General features: G+C 64.0%; 19 protein-coding genes. 12 read left to right on the forward strand and 7 right to left on the reverse strand.

Going from position 1 to position 12,585, the window contains the following annotated elements; translation table 11 throughout:
- Window positions 1–23: 23 nt before the first annotated feature.
- The gene (locus tag ACQR1W_RS03540; protein WP_434849507.1) at window positions 24–1,478 is read right to left on the reverse strand and encodes an aldehyde dehydrogenase family protein; all 1,455 of its coding nucleotides are present in this window, start codon (window positions 1,476–1,478) and stop codon (window positions 24–26) included.
- A gap of 106 nt (window positions 1,479–1,584) precedes the next feature.
- On the opposite strand from ACQR1W_RS03540, the gene ACQR1W_RS03545 reads away from it, so the two are divergent.
- The 5 genes from ACQR1W_RS03545 to ACQR1W_RS03565 all read left to right on the forward strand — a co-directional run bounded on the left by ACQR1W_RS03545 (window position 1,585) and on the right by ACQR1W_RS03565 (window position 5,565).
- Window positions 1,585–2,595: a LysR substrate-binding domain-containing protein gene (locus tag ACQR1W_RS03545; RefSeq protein WP_008966925.1), complete on the forward strand. Its 1,011-nt coding sequence runs from the start codon at window positions 1,585–1,587 to the stop codon at window positions 2,593–2,595.
- A 185-nt stretch (window positions 2,596–2,780) separates the two neighbouring features.
- A complete protein-coding gene (locus ACQR1W_RS03550; RefSeq protein WP_434849508.1) occupies window positions 2,781–2,996 on the forward strand; it encodes a DUF2945 domain-containing protein in 216 nt (71 codons plus the stop codon).
- A gap of 17 nt (window positions 2,997–3,013) precedes the next feature.
- Complete coding sequence (locus ACQR1W_RS03555; protein ID WP_434849509.1) at window positions 3,014–3,589, forward strand: DUF488 domain-containing protein; 576 nt, start codon at window positions 3,014–3,016, stop codon at window positions 3,587–3,589.
- A gap of 180 nt (window positions 3,590–3,769) precedes the next feature.
- Window positions 3,770–4,747: a DMT family transporter gene (locus tag ACQR1W_RS03560; RefSeq protein ID WP_434849510.1), complete on the forward strand. Its 978-nt coding sequence runs from the start codon at window positions 3,770–3,772 to the stop codon at window positions 4,745–4,747.
- Window positions 4,744–5,565, forward strand: coding sequence for a lytic transglycosylase domain-containing protein (locus ACQR1W_RS03565; RefSeq protein WP_434849511.1), 822 nt, complete (start codon window positions 4,744–4,746; stop codon window positions 5,563–5,565). The genes ACQR1W_RS03560 and ACQR1W_RS03565 overlap by 4 nt, the downstream gene beginning before the upstream one ends.
- Before the next feature lie 52 nt (window positions 5,566–5,617).
- Here ACQR1W_RS03565 and ACQR1W_RS03570 read toward each other — a convergent pair whose 3' ends face one another.
- Window positions 5,618–5,956: a curlin repeat-containing protein gene (locus ACQR1W_RS03570; protein WP_434849512.1), complete on the reverse strand. Its 339-nt coding sequence runs from the start codon at window positions 5,954–5,956 to the stop codon at window positions 5,618–5,620.
- A 222-nt stretch (window positions 5,957–6,178) separates the two neighbouring features.
- Between ACQR1W_RS03570 and ACQR1W_RS03575 the strand changes: the two genes are divergently transcribed.
- Together ACQR1W_RS03575 and ACQR1W_RS03580 are read left to right on the forward strand one after the other, a co-directional pair.
- Window positions 6,179–6,448, forward strand: coding sequence for a DUF2312 domain-containing protein (locus tag ACQR1W_RS03575; RefSeq protein ID WP_008970083.1), 270 nt, complete (start codon window positions 6,179–6,181; stop codon window positions 6,446–6,448).
- 150 nt (window positions 6,449–6,598) lie between these two features.
- Window positions 6,599–6,790 (forward strand): hypothetical protein, encoded by a 192-nt coding sequence (locus ACQR1W_RS03580; protein ID WP_434849513.1) that lies wholly within the window; start codon window positions 6,599–6,601, stop codon window positions 6,788–6,790.
- A gap of 39 nt (window positions 6,791–6,829) precedes the next feature.
- On the opposite strand, the gene ACQR1W_RS03585 is transcribed toward ACQR1W_RS03580, so the two are convergent.
- Together ACQR1W_RS03585 and ACQR1W_RS03590 are read right to left on the reverse strand one after the other, a co-directional pair.
- Window positions 6,830–7,147, reverse strand: coding sequence for a hypothetical protein (locus ACQR1W_RS03585; RefSeq protein ID WP_434849514.1), 318 nt, complete (start codon window positions 7,145–7,147; stop codon window positions 6,830–6,832).
- Window positions 7,148–7,222: 75 nt separating this feature from the next.
- Entirely contained in the window at window positions 7,223–7,456 is a 234-nt protein-coding gene (locus ACQR1W_RS03590; protein WP_434849515.1) for a DUF2171 domain-containing protein, read from the reverse strand.
- Window positions 7,457–7,660: 204 nt separating this feature from the next.
- Here ACQR1W_RS03590 and ACQR1W_RS03595 point away from each other — a divergent pair, with 204 nt between their 5' ends.
- The 3 genes from ACQR1W_RS03595 to ACQR1W_RS03605 all read left to right on the forward strand — a co-directional run bounded on the left by ACQR1W_RS03595 (window position 7,661) and on the right by ACQR1W_RS03605 (window position 9,594).
- A complete protein-coding gene (locus tag ACQR1W_RS03595; RefSeq protein WP_434849516.1) occupies window positions 7,661–8,890 on the forward strand; it encodes a cytochrome P450 in 1,230 nt (409 codons plus the stop codon).
- Window positions 8,891–9,036: 146 nt separating this feature from the next.
- Entirely contained in the window at window positions 9,037–9,384 is a 348-nt protein-coding gene (locus ACQR1W_RS03600) for a zinc ribbon domain-containing protein YjdM (protein ID WP_434849517.1), read from the forward strand.
- Between the two features lie 36 nt (window positions 9,385–9,420).
- Window positions 9,421–9,594 carry a hypothetical protein gene (locus ACQR1W_RS03605; protein WP_434849518.1) on the forward strand — a complete coding sequence of 58 codons (174 nt, stop codon included), beginning with the start codon at window positions 9,421–9,423 and terminating at the stop codon, window positions 9,592–9,594.
- Between the two features lie 84 nt (window positions 9,595–9,678).
- Here the strand turns inward: ACQR1W_RS03605 and ACQR1W_RS03610 are convergent, their stop codons facing one another.
- Both ACQR1W_RS03610 and ACQR1W_RS03615 read right to left on the reverse strand, forming a co-directional pair.
- A complete protein-coding gene (locus ACQR1W_RS03610) occupies window positions 9,679–9,918 on the reverse strand; it encodes a hypothetical protein (protein ID WP_434849519.1) in 240 nt (79 codons plus the stop codon).
- 183 nt (window positions 9,919–10,101) lie between these two features.
- The gene (locus ACQR1W_RS03615; protein WP_434849520.1) at window positions 10,102–10,563 is read right to left on the reverse strand and encodes a hypothetical protein; all 462 of its coding nucleotides are present in this window, start codon (window positions 10,561–10,563) and stop codon (window positions 10,102–10,104) included.
- Window positions 10,564–11,206: 643 nt separating this feature from the next.
- On the opposite strand from ACQR1W_RS03615, the gene ACQR1W_RS03620 reads away from it, so the two are divergent.
- A complete protein-coding gene (locus ACQR1W_RS03620) occupies window positions 11,207–11,422 on the forward strand; it encodes a hypothetical protein (RefSeq protein ID WP_008970073.1) in 216 nt (71 codons plus the stop codon).
- A gap of 170 nt (window positions 11,423–11,592) precedes the next feature.
- Window positions 11,593–11,820: an FmdB family zinc ribbon protein gene (locus ACQR1W_RS03625; RefSeq protein WP_434849521.1), complete on the forward strand. Its 228-nt coding sequence runs from the start codon at window positions 11,593–11,595 to the stop codon at window positions 11,818–11,820.
- A 28-nt stretch (window positions 11,821–11,848) separates the two neighbouring features.
- Here the strand turns inward: ACQR1W_RS03625 and ACQR1W_RS03630 are convergent, their stop codons facing one another.
- A complete protein-coding gene (locus ACQR1W_RS03630; RefSeq protein ID WP_434849522.1) occupies window positions 11,849–12,571 on the reverse strand; it encodes a DUF3750 domain-containing protein in 723 nt (240 codons plus the stop codon).
- Window positions 12,572–12,585 lie beyond the last annotated feature (14 nt).

Consider the following 12,585-nt stretch of genomic DNA (forward strand, 5'->3'; position numbering starts at 1 on the left):
GTCAGGTTGCGGCCCGCGCTGCTTCAGGCGAGGATCGTGACGATGCGCTCCTCGCTCATTTCGCGGATCGCGTAATGCGGTCCCTCACGGCCGAAACCGCTGTCCTTGGATCCACCGTAAGGCATCAGGTCCACGCGCGAGCTCGGGGTCTCGTTAATGTGGACCCCGCCGACCTGCAACTGCCGCGCGGCCTGTAGCGCCTTGTCCAAACGTTTTGTGAAGATGCCGGTGGCAAGCCCGTAAGGGGTGTCGTTGACCCGGGCGATCGCCTCCTCGAACGTGTCAAAGGGAGCGATACACATCACCGGTCCGAACACCTCCTGACAGCCGAGCGGCGTCGCCCTGTCGACGTCGGCGAGCAGTGTCGGTGGAACCACCGCATCGCGGCGCTCGCCGCCCACAAGACGTCGCGCTCCCTTCTGCTCCGCCAGCGCAATCCAGGATTCGATGCGGCGCGCCGCCGCTTCGCTGACCACGGGCCCGACGACAGTGCGATCATCAGCGGGATCGCCATAGGGCAGTTCGGCAACGAGCTTGGTCAAGCGCCGCTCGACTTCTTCGATCAATGCGCGCTGCACCAGAAGCACCTGGATCGAGGTGCAGACCTGCCCTGCCTTGCGGAAACCGGCATTGACGACTTTCGGCAGCGCGGCGTCGAGATCAGCATCATCGCAGATCACGCAATGCGCGATCGAGCCGAGCTCCATCTGCGTCCGCCGCAGACCGGCCTTGCTTTGGATGATGCGCCCGACCTCGGTGCTGCCGGTGAACGCATAGAACTGCACGGCGGGTTCGCTGAGCAGCCAGTCGGCGACCTCGGCGTCGCCGTGCAGTACCGACATCAGCCCGGGCGGCACGCCGGCGGCGACCAGGCACTCGGCCATGATGCACGACGTCATCGGCGTGTGCAGCGAGGGCTTGAGCACCACGGCATTGCCGGCCGCGAGTGCCGGCGCGACCTTATGTGCGACCGTGTTCAGCGGCGCATTGAAAGGTGTGATCGCGGCAACCACACCGAGCGGCACCCGGATGGTGAAACCGATGCGGCCCTTCTGGCCGGCCGCTCCCTCCATCGGCACCACTTCGCCGGCGAGCCGCCGCGCCTCCTCGGCCGACAGGCGGAATGTCGCTGCGCAGCGCTGGATCTCGCCCATCGCGTCGCGCCGCGGGAAGCCCGCCTCCTGGCGGAGAACCTCGACGAGGTCGGCCGCGCGCTTTTCAAGCTCGACCGCTGCGCGGTCGAGGATCACGCCGCGATCATAGGGGCTGAGTGTGTTGGCCTGGAACGCCCGTTCCGCGGCCGTGACGCAGGCCCGAACCTGGTCCCGTCCTGGCAGATGCGCGTGCATGACGGGCGCGAGCCGGTATTTGTCCAGCACAGCAACCGTGCGGTCACCATCCGACCATTCTCCCGCGATCAGCAGGCGGCAGGACGGCAGCTCGGCCGATGTCTGTCGATGGGCCGCGGCATCTGCCATTTTCGCAAGTCCTCCCTGAGACTTCTGGGGTTCTTGTCCTTCCCTCTAGAGTGAATTTGACATTAGCAAAAATACTGTTTTGGATTGGTCGCTATAAGCCTGACATATGGCCGTTCTGACACTCATCTTCGCCCCGGTGCGCCCCATGGACCTGCGTCAATTGCGCTATTTCGCCCAGATCGTTGAAAGCGGCAGCCTGTCGAAGGCCTCGCGCTGCCTTTTCGTGGCACAACCGGCCTTGAGTCAGCAGATCGCGAAATTGGAGGAGGAAGTCGGCAAACCGCTGCTGCAGCGCTCGTCGCGTGGGGTCATCCCCACGGAGAACGGCCTTGCGCTCTATCATCACGCGCGCTTCATGCTGCGGCAGCTCGAGCATGCGCTCTCGATCGCCCGGCAGGATTCCGCCGAGGTCAGCGGCATGGTGTCGGTCGGACTGCCGGCGACGACGGTGCTCGCCATCGGACTGCCGCTCACGAAGTGCATCCGCGCCAAATATCCCGGCATCCTGCTGAATGTCGTCGAGGGCATGAGCGGACACATCGCCCATATGATGCGGCTTGGTCAGCTCGACCTGGCGATCCTGTTCAACAACGACGTCTCGTCCAAGCTCGATGCGACGCCCCTGCTCGACGAAGAGCTGTTCGTGCTGCTGCGCGCCGACAGCCCGCTGGTCTCCCGCTCCCGCCGCAGCATCAGTGTCGCGGAGGTGGCCAAGCTGCCATTGATCCTTCCGACCGGAACGCATGGACTGCGACGACGCGTTGCCGCGGAATTCGAGCGGCGCAATCTGACGCCGAATGTGGTTGCCGAAATCGATTCGCTCTCGCTGGTGATGAGCTGCGTCAGCGAGGGCATTGGCGTGACCATCAAGCCGATGTCGGCCCTGCACGTCGGCGGCAAGGAACACCATGAATGGCGGGCGTTGTCGATCTCGGACGCGCGCATCACCCGGCGCAACTACATCTACTCGATCAAGCCGGACCTGTTGGCGCCGGCCGCATCTGCGGTGGCGAAGGAGCTGTACGACACAGCGCGGACCCTGGTGATCTCAGGGCAATGGCGCGGGGTCACGCTGATCGATGAGCCCGTCGCCGTTGCTGAGCATTCGGTTGCGTGAGGCCATTCAAACCGACCGATCGCCGTCGGATCAGCCGAGCCGATCCGTAGTTCGACGGGGCGGCCCCGCCATGGCGGGTTGCGCGCGCCAGCCCGGCAACGGTACCTGGAACGATGCTGTCGCCTCATTCGTTTTAAACAGAGGTCTTATGTCGACAACCGCCGCAGCTGTTACGGAGGCGAGCGATGACCAAGTTTGCAAAGGGCGACCACGTCTCCTGGAACTCGGAAGCGGGCCACGTGACCGGCCGCATCATCGCGGTTCATATGCGCGACTTCGACTACAAGGGGCACCGCCGGCACGCCACGAAAGACTCCCCACAATACGAGATCAAGAGCGACAAGAGCGACCACATCGCGGCGCATAAGGAGAGCGCGTTGACGAAGGTGAGCGGCAAATGACGTAGCGGTTCGGATCGATGATCCAGCGCTCGCCGTCCGAGAAGGCGATTGCCACCGCGTCCGACGCCTGTCCTGTCTTTACCATCGGCCATTCCAGGCGCACGATTGCGGAGTTCGTCACCTTGCTACGGGCCGGCCAGGTTCAGCTCGTGGTCGATATCCGACGCTTCCCGCGCTCCCGAACCAACCCGCAATACAATGCGGACGCGCTGCCGGCGGAGCTTGCGGGCTACCAGATCGACTACATACGGATTGCCGAGCTCGGGGGCCTGCGCAAGAGCAGCGACGTTGCGCCGGAGACGAACGGCTTCTGGACCAACCAGAGCTTCCATCACTATGCGGACTACGCCCTTGCGGACGACTTCCAACGCGGCCTGGCTTGCCTTCTAAACCTGTCGGCCACGCAGCGCACGGCGATCATGTGTGCGGAAGCCGTCTGGTGGCGGTGTCATCGCCGCATCGTAGCCGATTATCTGATCAATGCCGGCCGGACAGTATATCATCTGATGGACACGAACGAGGTTCACGTGGCGACACTGACAAAGGGAGCCGTGCGAGCCGGAGACAGACTGATTTATCCTGCTTCGGGCTGATCAGGCCGCGCGAACGCACCATCGCATCAATTGTCCGACAGAATGGAGTGAAGCGAACCCAGCTCCGCTCGGCAACGTGGCGGATTGCGTGCATGGCCATGTTGCTGATCACGAAACAGCCTTGCAGCGCGACGGTACAGCCTGCATGAAGTCCACTCCGCCGGTTGACGATCCAGAGGCATGGTTGTGGACAAACTGAATGTGGCGAGACTCGCTGAGGCCGGGTCCGATGCGTTGAACGCGCCCCTACCGTCGGCGGCACGAAGCCGCCGCTCCCTTCCCTATCTGGCCGGGCTGATCGCCGTCCTGTTCTGGGGCGCCACGCCGGCAGCGACCGTGCTGGTCGCCCGCGACATGCCCTCCTCTCTGATCGGACCGTCACGGCTGCACCTGGCCGCCGCGTTTCTGGTGCCGATGGTCCTCATGTTTCGGCCACCGCTCCCGGCGGACAAGGCGGGCTGGGCCGCTTTGGCCATCAACGGCGTGGTCGGGTTCGCTGGCTCGTTCTTCCTGCAGGGTCTCGGCTTCTCGCGGACGTCGACATCTCACGCCGCCCTGATCCTTGCCTGTGCACCGGTCATCACGGCGCTGATCCAGAATCTGCTGTCGCGGACGTTTCCGCGCCCGCTATGGCTCACCGGAAGCGCGATCGCACTGTGCGGCGAGACGCTGCTGATCTTCGTGCGCTTCAACGGCGATGTCGTCAGCAGTGGAACAATGGCCGGGGACCTCATCGTTCTCACGGGAACCATCACGGTGAGCATCGGCTATGTGGCCGGCGCGCGGCTGTCGGCGCGAATTGGGTTGTTCGGCGCCACCGCATGGTCGATCGTTTTTGGCGCGCTCTTCATGCTGCCGCTGGCGCGATCCCTGGCTGAGCCCCTCTCCGCTCTGACCGCTGTAGGCGGCGGATCACTGCTTTTCCTGGCTGTGTTCTGCACGCTGATCGGATTCGCCGCGTGGTTCTGGGCTCTGGACCGCGGTGGCGTATCGGCGATCGCGCCTCTGCAGTTTGGCCAGCCGATCGTGTCGCTGGTGATCGCGACGATGTTTCTCGGCGAGCAATTTCCGCTCACGATGCTGGTTTCGGTCGGGCTTGTCCTCGCAGGCGTCTATATCTGCCGGCGATCGGTGATCGCCCAAGGTCCGTCACGTTGACCGGAGATGGCATCCGCAAGCCCCGATCGCGCAGGAAACGCTGGCGCGCCCTGTACCGCCGCATCACGCGCAGTGCGCGCTGGGCGCGCCGGAAACTCGCCGCAGCACCACGGTCGCTTCGGATCGCGGGCCTCGTCGCGGTCCTGCTTGTTGCGGCCGCGCTGACCAACCTCGTCTATCAGGTGGTTCGCAAGCCGACCGAGCTGTTCGTCTTGGTCGGCCACCGGCTCGACAAGGAGCCGGAAGAGACCTGGAGGCAATACGGATCTCTGTTCCGCAAATACGCGACCAGCACCATCACGCCGGAGCTTCTGGCCGCCCTGGCGCAGACGGAAAGCTCCGGCAATCCGGTGACGCGCACCTATTGGCGCTGGCAGCTCGCGCTCAATCCTTTCCGCGTCTACAAGCCAGCCTCGAGCGCCGTCGGCCTGTTCCAGATGACCGACGGCGCATTTGAAGAATCGTCCCGCTACTGCATTCGCGACCACGCCGTCGAAGACGAAGGCTGCGGCTCGCTTCTCCCCTACATCCGTGCGCTGCCGCGCCATGCCGTCGAGCTGACGGCGATCTATCTCGATCGCCAGGTCGCTTCCGTGCTCGCCCGCGTGCCGGACGCCAAACCGAATGCGCAGCAGAAACAGGATCTCGCCACGCTCATTCACCTGTGCGGGGCCGGGCCGGCCGCGGCGTTCGTGCGCCGCGGCTTTCGAACCGCAGATGGCGAGCGCTGCGGCGATCACCTCGCCGCAGGCTATCTGGGCAAGGTCAACACGATGAAGCGGGAGTTCAAGCGCCTGTCGGCGGAGGATCGCGATTAGCTCCGGCGGATTTCCAACTGCGACTGGAAGGACCGCAGCCCGGCCACGCCGCTCAGCGCCGCTGGGTCACGGTGGCCTGGTTAGCGCTGCCGCTCTGGTTGATGATCGATTGGTTCAGTCCGCCGCTCTGGCTGACGACGGCGAGGTTTTTCGTTCCCTGCTGCGTAATGCTGGAGCTGTTGGACGACAGGTTCGACGCCGATGAAGCCGACATCCCAGTGGTCGCCTGGAAGGCGGCCGGCGAAAGCGGCACGGCAATGCTCGCCGCAGCAACTGCATGCGCGCCCTGGCCGATCGCCTCGACCGCCGGCGATTGCGAGATGAACGCCTCATTCGCAAAGGCCGCGGAGGACGCAACGACCAAGACCGCAACCAGCAGATATGCGCGCATCACGAACTCCTCGGGGGCTTTGCCCAGCGGTATCAGGCCGCCCTTAATACGCCGTATCTCAGGGCGCCGATCGCTCTGCCGAAACGCCTTCGCCTTCACGTGCGCCCTCCAGAACGAGCCGTGCTTCAACAGCACGCGAACCGCGCGCGTTAACCATCAGCATTAAGGCATTGGCAACACATTGGCTCGCATTTTCATCATCCCATTAGCCAAGGAGACACCATGTCAGACATCGGCATTCCCGGCGGCCGGATCAGGTCTTTCGTCGAGCGGATCGAAAATCTCGACGCCGAATTGCAGGAAATCAACGAGCAGAAGAAGGAAGTCTTTGCCGAGGCGAAGGGCGAGGGTTTCGACGTCAAGATCCTCAAGGAGATCATCAAGCTCAGGAAGCAGGACCAGGAGGAGCGCGACGAGCACGAAACGCTGCTCGACATCTATCTGCGGGCGATGGAATCGGCAGAGGCCGAACCCACCGCCAAGGCCGCTTGAGGCGCGATCCCAGCGCGCTCGTCACGCGACGGGCGCGCTGTCGCGGATCAACACATCGGCGGCACACCAAAAGAGTTGGGCCGCCTGCCGCCTTGCGACGGCTGTTCGTCTCGCCGGCATTCACATCGTCCCCGCTATGGATTCGCGATCATGAAGACAACAAGGCTGACCGAGGTCCTGAAGCGCATCGAGGCATGGCCAGCGGACGCACAGGATGAGCTGGCCGAGTTCGTGCTGGTGCTCGACGCCGGCATCAGGACCGCCGATGAAGGCCAACAGCGCAGGAATTGGCCGGCACCGGTCACGACCTGCGCGCCGCCGTCGCAAAGTTCCGCGCGCTGACGGAGCATCGAGGCCGCAGCGCGTCAGGAGACGCTGTCGCTATTGTGGCCAGTGACGGTTATAGGCGCCGAAGCCAGGGCTGCACCAGAAGATGGGATAGCCGGCATAGGCACCACTCCAGGGCGGATGGTCGCCCGAGCAGGCGTCATCGTAGACGTCGCGCCAGACATAGGGGCTCCATCGCCAGCCATGCCAAACCGCGGCGTGGTGCCAGCCGACACGATGAACAGCCACGGGATCAACACGCGTAACATTCGCCTGCCCCATCGGCAGTGGCGCAGATGACACCGACACAGTCGCGCTCGCGACCATCAGGCCTGCGCAGCACAGCATGCCCGCGAGACTCAAAATCCGCATGGACCGGCTCCTCTCATGCTATCGCATCGCAGTCCCTGGCGAGAGCAACGCGCCCGCCATGCGCATGACTCGCGATTACTTCTCTTCTTCCAAGGTGACGGCCACCGCGCCGACGGCCGAGAGCCGCACCTTGTTGCCCTCGACATCAGCGACCAGGCCCTTATCGATGAAATGATGATGGCCTCGGTGGCTGCCCTCGCCGCTGTCCTTCCGGGTCAGCTTGATGCGATTGCCTTCGACGCGATCGACCGTGCCGATATGCACGCCATCAGCGCCGATCACTTCCATGTGCTCCCTGATCTCGTTCATTTTCCAGGCTCCTCTGCGGCAGATACACGGCTCGACGCGGGCACATGCACATCGCATCGCCACAACACGTCTCTTCGGCTGATGAATGTCTCAACCGGCTTCCGTTCCATGCGTTCCCGCAGCGCAAGGACGCATCACATCAATTGATCTTGCGTCGCCACGCCCCATCTAACGCAACACCGTCGCGCAAGATGAGGCACGCTCATGGTCTCCGAATCCGCAACCGCACGCGCTGATAGCTGCCCGCGCGAGTTCCAGTCGCGCACGGAGCAACAGAGGCAAAGCGACGTCTCGCCGGTTGTCAGGGTCGATGGCTTCACCGCGGCGCGGGACGTGCTGAGGTCCCCATCCGTCCGGCAGGCCGGGTTCAATGCGGAACTGGTGGCCCGCTTTATCGGCCGTCGCCATGCGCCGGTGCTGTACCAGGATGGCGAGCCGCATCAGCGGCAGCGGAGCGCCACGGCACGCTTCTTCGCCCCGCGCGTGGTCGCCACGCGCTATCGCGAACTGATCGAGCGAACCAGCCGCGATCTGATCGACCGCTTTCGCGCGGCCGGGCGCGCGCGGCTGGATGACATGAGCCTCGAGCTTGCGGTGGCCGTCGCCGCCGACATCGTGGGCCTGACCGACAGCCCGCGCGACAGGATGGCGGTCCGGCTCAACCGCTTCTTCAGCGCGCCGCCGCGCGACGGCGGCCTGCGCGCGATGTTACGGCAGGTGCTGCTCGGCCAATACCGCATGCTGAGCTTCTATTGGTTCGACGTCCGCCCGGCCATCCGGGCCCGGCGCCGCCAGCCGCGCGAGGACGTGATCTCGCATCTGATCGGCCAGAGCTATTCGAACCGCGAGATCCTGACCGAATGTCTCACCTACGGCGCCGCCGGCATGGCGACCACGCGCGAGTTCATCGTCATGGCGGCGTGGCGGCTGCTGGAGCATGACGATCTCAAAGCGCGCTTTCTCGCAACCGATGAACAGGAGCGGATGACGATCCTCGAAGAGGTGCTGCGGCTGGAGCCGGTGGTGTCCGTGCTCAAACGCCGCGCCGAGCGCGAGATCGCGCTCGACACCGAGTCCAGCCCGGTCGTGCTTCCTGCGCAAAGTCTGGTCGAGATCGACGTCGCAGCCGCAAACCGCGATACAGCGGCGACCGGCCCCTGCCCGCATCAGCTCGATCCCGACCGCACGAGGCCGGCGAAAGTTTCTGCCAGCGTAATGAGCTTCGGCGATGGGCCGCACCGCTGCCCCGGCGCCGCAGTCGCGCTGCACGAGGCTGCGATCTTCCTCGATCAGCTGTTGCGCGTGCCAGGTCTGCGTCTGGAACGGCCGCCGACCGTGAGCATCAACCCGGTCAGCACCGGATATGAGTTGCGCGATGCGGTGATCGTGGCCGACACCGCCTACGGCACGCCGCATGGACCCGCGGAGCGGTGATGCCAATCACTCGCATCAGCGCGTGACCTGCTTCGTGCGCCTGGGCTGGCTCGTTGCGCCGGCTTATTGGCCGATGCGGGACGTCGCACTTGACTTCCCCGGTTCCGCTTCTATCGGTTTGCCTCGTCACAAGAGAAGAGGTCACCATGGACGCGATGACATGCCCGCAATGCCGATCCGAGCACGCCTATCAGGATGGCGCGCTATGGGTCTGCCCGGAATGCGGCCATGAATGGAGCGATGGGCCGGCGGCCGCGGCCGAGACGTCCGAGACCTCACAGATTCGGGATGCGAATGGGAACGTGCTGGCCGATGGTGACAGCGTGATCGTGATCAAGGATCTGAAGGTCAAAGGGTCGTCCTCGGTCGTCAAAGGCGGCACCAAGGTGCGCAATATCCGTCTGCAGGAGGCCAGCGATGGTCACAACATCGCCTGCAAGATCGATGGCATTGGGCAGATGAACCTGAAATCGGAATTCGTCCGCAAGGCATGAGCGCCCGCTTCACGGCAGCGACAGTCGGAGAAGATCATGAACGGCAACCGCACTTACGGCATTCGCGTCGAAGGCGCCAAATATGGCGTCGGCTTCGGCTCGGCGCTCGCCATCAGCATCTCCTACACCAACAATCATTCCATCCTGTGGGCGATCATCCACGGCATTCTCGGCTGGCTCTACGTGGTTTACGTGGCGCTGTTTGGCTGAAGCGCGCGGCTCGAGTTTCGCGCCAACGACAGACAAAAAAATGGCTCCCCGCAAGGGGAGCCATTTCGATTGGAGGGGCGACTGTTAGTCATCCCAATCGTGATAGTGATGGCGCCTGATGATCACGGTGCGGTCAGCGTCGCGATCATACCATCCACGGTGCCAGCCGCGATCGTGCTGATAGACCCGCGGTCCAAAGTCGCGATCGTAGTAGTGGTCGCGGTCGACGCCGACGCGGAAGCCGAAATCGTCGGCGCTCGCCACGGTCGGAACCGCCACCGCGAAGGTCGCAAGCGCAGCGAGAACGCAGGACAGTTTCTGCATGTCGTCTCTCCTCTCGTTACCTTCCTCACCCCTGTTGAGCCAACAAATGCTCGGTGGCGCCGTTCCGGTTTCCGCCCCGAAACTTTCTTGAACGGATATTCACTCCGTTCCGACGCACGAAGATCAAAGGTTCGGCAGATAACGAAGCTACGTGGTCACCGCGACCGCGCAGACAGACGCGAATTACCACCAGGGACCGGGACCCCAGCCCCGCCGCCACAATGGACGGCCATAATAGGCATAGGGCCCAGGCCCATACCCGACGCCGACATAGCCGTAAGCCGGATAGGCGGGACCGTAATCGTAATCATAGGGATCGTCCCAATAGTAGGGCGTCGAGGCGGCGATCCCGGCGCCAATTAGAGCGCCGGCCGCAAGCGCGCCTGCGCCCCAGCCCCAACCGCCGCGGTGCCAACCGCCCCCGCGCCAGCCGCCAAAACCGCCATGCCAGCCGCCAAAGCCGCCGTGGAATCCGCCGCCGTGAAATCCGCCGAAGCGGACCTGCTGGACATTGTCGTTCGCGGCAATGGCGGGTTTAGCAGCTGCAGAGAGCGCCGTGGCCGGCGCCGCCGAAGCAGGCGCGTTCGCTGCCGCGAATACCGCGCCCGAGAGACAAAGAGCTGCAAGCTGTCTTGATCTCCGCATGGTCAACTCCTTTCGTCAAGCCTGTCCTCATCGCGATGCGCGCAAGATCGCGGGCACCGAACCAACTACAAACGGCAGCGCCAAGACGCATCGCCAAGACGCATTGGCCGTTCGAGCAACAAACAGCTCAAGCTTCTGCGCGTTCCAACGTTGCCTATCAACGCGGCAAAACACGATCTCGCCGGTCGTCAATGCCGGCCGAGATGGCTCGAGCTGTCCGCATGGCCGTCGCCCGAGCCCGAAGCATTGTTGTTGTTCATCGTGCCGGTGCACGCCCCGCGCACGGCGACATGCCGGCGTCGCCCGGTCCGGTGCCAGCGCCACCACCGCCTGCTTGCGCCGATACGCAACCGCTCGCCACGACAAGCGCAGCCGCCAATCGGATGGTGCCGAGTTTCATCCGATCATCCCTCATCCTTGAAGAAGAGAAGGCCGTCGCATCGCATCCCATCGGGGCCGTTCCCACTGATCCGGGCCACGCAACGGCGAAGCGGAATTCGTTGTCCGTCGCGCAACAGCTTCGAAGGATTGCGACCGGCAAGAGCAACCCACTACCGTAGAATCACGGTTCAGATTCATAACTTGGCATGAACCCTGCTTTCGTCATCCTTAACCGGGTTCACTTTTTGAAGGCAGGAATACCGTGCTCGTCACTCTCGTCGCACTGCTCTGCAACGGCCAGGTCTGCATGGAGAAGGTGGTCACCAACAGCGAGATGTCTGGGATCACCATGATGTCATGCTCCGTCAACGCCCAGATCGGCATCGCCGACTGGCTGTCGAAGGGGCCGTACCAGGCTTGGCATCTGGAAAGCTATAAATGCATCGCGGGCAAATATACGCCGAAGACCAGCGCGTGAGCCGCTAACGGCCCACATTGCCACTGTCGGCTCCGCGACGCAGACCCGCGTCATCTCCGGGACAAACTGCGTGCCGATGGGCGTGAATTGCCGCCCTTTGAGGCAGTCGCCGCGGAAACCGGCATGGCCCGGTTTCTGCAGTGCCGGTCGTATCCAACAGGAGACGCGGCATGCCGTTCTACAGCTTTCACTGCGCCAAATGTGCCGAAGATATCGAGTTGTTGATCGGCATGTCGGAGACGCCGGTTTGTCCGAGCTGCGGCAGCAAGAGGCTGACGCGACTGCCTTCGCTGGTCGCACCTCCCGGCAAGAGCGCGGGCATCAAGAAGGCGGCGCGGGCACAAGCCGCGCGGGAAGGCCATTTGAGCAATTTCAGCCGCGCCGAGCGGAAGCGCTGAACGCATAGTGCCAGACTGAGTGGATCGGTTACGCCAGCGGCATGCCGAGGCGGCCGACACCGGGAAATTTCAGTGCCGGCCTGCGCAGATCGACGCCGAGCACGCCGCCGAAGACGTTCAACTCGACGCCTTCGATCCAGCCGATTGTCAGCCCGAGATAGCCGCCGAGCGAAGCGAACACGCCGGTGCCGGATGGGGTCAGGCCCCACCAGTCGGCGACCGGAAAATCCTTGCCGATCGCCGTCGGCGGCAGCACCGCATTGAGTTCGGGAACGGCATTGAGCGCGGCCTGCACGAAGGTGTTGGAGTTCGGTCCCGGCCAGGCATTGTAGTCGCCGTAGGCGCGAAACCGGTAGGTCTCGATCACGCTGCGGATCGTGGGAATGACGCGCTCGGCGTCGTCGCCATCGACCGCAAGCACGACTTCAGGGACCGCCCCGAACCAGCGCCCGTCTGGCGCAAAACCGTCGACCCGGACGGGCTCGCCCCACGCGGTGTAGTCGTAGCGCGTGTAGCGCGGCGCGCCCTTCTCCTTCACCACGATCCAGGTGTGGACCGCGAAGATCCCGCGCCAGCGCACCGTGCGCGCGGCGAAGACGCGGACGACAGCGTCCGCACGCTCGGACGGAGGCGCCAGGAGCCCGGCGCTCGAACGATCAGCGGTCTGCCAACTGCCGCGGCGATCGCCGCGCAGATAGTTCACAGCCGATACAGAGATCGGCACGACGATGAGCATCAGGAATACAAGCACGAGCTTCTTCACGC

The sequence above is a fragment of the Bradyrhizobium sp. HKCCYLS1011 genome (assembly GCF_051167795.1).
Lineage (GTDB): Bacteria > Pseudomonadota > Alphaproteobacteria > Rhizobiales > Xanthobacteraceae > Bradyrhizobium.